This is a genomic window from Pirellulales bacterium, from assembly GCA_036490175.1.
In the GTDB taxonomy this organism is placed as follows: domain Bacteria; phylum Planctomycetota; class Planctomycetia; order Pirellulales; family JACPPG01; genus JACPPG01.
The window spans coordinates 1-3505 of the sequence record DASXEJ010000273.1; the positions used below are offsets into that span (position 1 = coordinate 1).

Sequence of the window (3505 nt, forward strand, 5' to 3'; positions counted from 1 at the left end):
TGGAAAGATTTCAGGGTGAGTATGTTAATGCCGATTGTAGAGTCGGTACGGCGTTGGCGCTCTCGCGGGGGGGTGAGAGGGTCTGGACCTGGGTGGGCGTTTGCGCGCTTGCTTGGGGACGGGTCGCTGGCCTTGCACAGGCCGAGGAAACCTCCCGGATGGACAGGCGTGGCTGGATGACCTTGAGTGGCGGGGCCTTGGCCGCCGTGCTGTTGTTGACAGCCGGCGGGGGGTGCCGCCTGACGCGCAACCAGGTCCTCATGGCCAAGTTGCCCCCGGAAGGTCCCAGTCCTCGTGAATTGACCAAGATCAGCCTGCCCACCTATGTCATCGAGCCCCCCGACGTCCTCTTGATCGATGCCGTGAAGGTGGTTCCCAAGCCCCCTTATCACATCGAGCCTTTGGACACTCTGGAAATCTTCGTATTGGGGACCCTGCCCGATCAGAACATCGCCGGTCCCTATCCGGTCGAGGCCGACGGCACCATCATGCTGGGCCCCGCCTACGGAGCCATCAAGGTCTCGGATCTGACCCTGGCCGAGGCCCGCGACGCCATTCGCAAGCACCTGGAAGGGATCCTCACCGCTCCGGAAGTCTCGGTCAGCCTGGGTAACAGCGCCGGCCAGCAGCAGATCGAAGGAGAGCACCTGGTCGGACCCGACGGCACCGTCAATCTGGGTACCTACGGCAGCGTCTATGTGGCCGGCATGACCTTGAGCGAAGCCCGTGAGGCCATCGAACAGCATCTCACCGAGTTCCTCGACGAACCCGATATCTCGGTCGATATCTTCGCCTACAACAGCAAGTTCTATTACGTCGTCACCGAAGGGGCCAACTTGGGTGACCAGATCCAACGGGTGCCGATCACCGGCAACGAAACCGTGCTGGATGCGATCACCCAGATCGGCGGTCTGTCGCGGATTTCCAGCAAGACCATCTGGATCGCCCGCCCCGCACCGTCCGACGGCAGCGGCTGCGCTCAGATCCTGCCGGTCAACTGGCGGGCCATCGTCGACGCCGCCGATACCGCCACCAATTGGCAGGTCATGCCGGGGGACCGCATCTTCGTCGCCGAGGACAAATTGGTTGCCCTCGACAACTTCGTCGACAAGTTGGTGGGACCGTTTGAACGCGTCATCGGCTTCAACCTGCTCACCTTCCAGGCCATTCAGACTGCCAACCGTTTCCCGCTCGGCTTTACCAGTGCTAGCAGCCTGGCCGGCAGCAAATAACCCCACTCCAAAAGTCAACAATCAGGATCACGCCTGAACATCGGCCAAGACGAACAAGCGCCGGACACAGAAAACGCGGGATCGCACGCCCCGCTCGACCGGCACATCGCTAGGGCTTGAAACTCCTCATTTCGCGACAACCCACCAAATAGTTTCTTAGCCCCCCATTTGATGACCGGCGCGACACGAAAGCTCGCGGGGCTCTATCACTTGTCGTAGCAATCGAAATCTCCCCCAAATCCGGCATCGTCTCCGGATTCATTTTGACCGATAGATACGTAGGAGAGTGGTATCGAAAATAACAGAAATCTTGTCGTTGTTGCCAAGATCGCCTATTATCAGGAAGTGGTTATGGGTGATGGCTCGCGTTTCGGCATGTGCCGTTGAGGAAAAAAGCCATGAAGCGACTATTAGTGGTCGTCGTTGTGATTGGGTTGGGAGCAGTGGCCGACAGCGCTCGAGCACAGTACAAAGGGCAGAGCAGGCCCTTCGACACTCAATCCCGTCGACCCTCGGTTAGCCCGTACATGAATTTGGTGAACAACACCAACGCCGGCGCGTCAACCAATTATCAATCGCTTGTTCGCCCTCAACTCGATCAGCAGAACTTCAATTCGCATTCCGCGTCAGCGATTAAGAATCTGCAGCGTAGCGTCGATTCTCCGGCGCGATCGAAAGCAGGCACAGATGGCGGCAATTCAAAGTTGCGATCAACAGGACATGCTGCGGGTCGTCAAAACTACTCGCACTTTTATCCAACCTTAGGTCGGTAGCCCTCTCGACCACTCGCGACGTACGTTTGCCGCAGAACTTTTTTTCGCCGTGCCTGTGCAGAGTTATTTCCCCTTCTTGTCAGCACCGTCTCCGACGACGGGCTCGAACCTGTCAACTTTCCATTTGCACTGAAGTGGTGTAGGCCCACGCGCCTTCCGCCAATACTGCGTGGGAAATCCATACGTGGGATCAAACTCGCCGTGCAAGGTGATCGTGACGTTCGATTTTACGGCGAAGCCGCCGGGACGCGCGGCCTTAGCTAGGTCTTCGCGAATCATCTTGAACTGATTGTTGATCGTAAAATCGTCCCAGAATCGTTGCTGACCCGGCACGCGACCATTCTCCAGGCACTTGGTGACCTCCCCGTCGCGTACCTCAACATAGATCTTCTTTGGTCTATCGCTTCCCTCGAATGTTAGCTCCAAGTCGTAGTTTTGAATGTCGGCCGCACGCCACTTTTTGCGGGCTTCCTCGTAACCTGCCTGCTTAACCCGCGGCAGTTGGTCCGCGTGAAACAGATACCAAATGCCGATCGCTGCCATTGGCACCAGGATCACACTGGCGGCAATGGCCAGACCAATGATTCGACTTGTGCGCCGCGAGATGTCGCCGCGATGTTCGGTCATCTGGTGCATGGCGGTTTGTGCTGTCTGTAAGGTGCGGGTGTGGATTGTCTTCGATGGGGTGCGACAGCTGTCGTTCGCTGCGAAACTGGTTTTGACGACGACGCAGCGCCTTTGCCTCGACGGGCAATTCCCCAAAAATCACCCTGGCGACGTGCCGCTCCCCGAGGCCGTCCGCCATCTTCATTTATGGATCCCCGTATCGAACGAATCCGCGCGTCATGCTATCCGACTCCATGCGCCCAAGCAGCGGTAATCCGTGCCGAGGGCCAGTCGTCGGACGACATGCCAAAGGGGTATGGGCCCCCCCGTGTCGCCATAGGCCGCGGACCGAGCAATTTCACCCTATGTCACGTCGTGTAGCGCGTCAACGTTTCCAAACCCCAGACGGGGACGCCCGTTCTTCAAATAGCATTGCGCTGGATGCAAGGCTTGGCGCGCCCGGCTGCGCGAATCGCTGCGAAATCCACAATGTTTGCAGCAATGCTTCAGGCCGAAGCTCTGTTGAGAATCCCCTGCGGAATCCGATCCACAGGAGCCCTAAAGGATCGCGGAAACCAAGCTTGTTCGGCCACCAAATCGGTTGGCAAAACGGTGACATGCAAGCGATGGCGTATTGACCGTTGCGCTTCGGTTGACCACAGGGTTATCACGCAGAAGGGGCGGAGCTCCAGGGACCCCGTCCGACTGTGTCCGGCGCTTGTTCGTCTTGGCCGATGTTCAGGCTTGATCCTGATTGTTGGCTTTTGGAGTGGGGTTATTTGCTGCCGGCCAGGCTGCTAGCACTGGTAAAGCCGAGCGGGAAACGGTTGGCAGTCTGAATGGCCTGGAAGGTGAGCAGGTTGAAGCCGATGACGCGTTCAAACGGTCCCACCA

At 58.2% G+C, this 3505-nt stretch carries 2 protein-coding genes; one reads left to right on the forward strand and one right to left on the reverse strand.

The genetic code is table 11. From position 1 onward, the window contains the following. Positions 1–206: 206 nt before the first annotated feature. Positions 207–1232: a polysaccharide biosynthesis/export family protein gene (locus VGG64_20840; GenBank protein HEY1602063.1), complete on the forward strand. Its 1026-nt coding sequence runs from the start codon at positions 207–209 to the stop codon at positions 1230–1232. 836 nt (positions 1233–2068) lie between these two features. Here the strand turns inward: VGG64_20840 and VGG64_20845 are convergent. Continuing rightward, positions 2069–2641, reverse strand: coding sequence for a DUF6174 domain-containing protein (locus VGG64_20845; protein HEY1602064.1), 573 nt, complete (start codon positions 2639–2641; stop codon positions 2069–2071). Between the last annotated feature and the right edge of the window lie 864 nt (positions 2642–3505).

What these genes read in the sequence shown, in the direction of transcription:
- VGG64_20845 (HEY1602064.1), bottom strand. Translation starts at nt 2,641, where the DNA reads ATGCACCAGATGACCGAACATCGCGGCGACATCTCGCGGCGCACAAGT.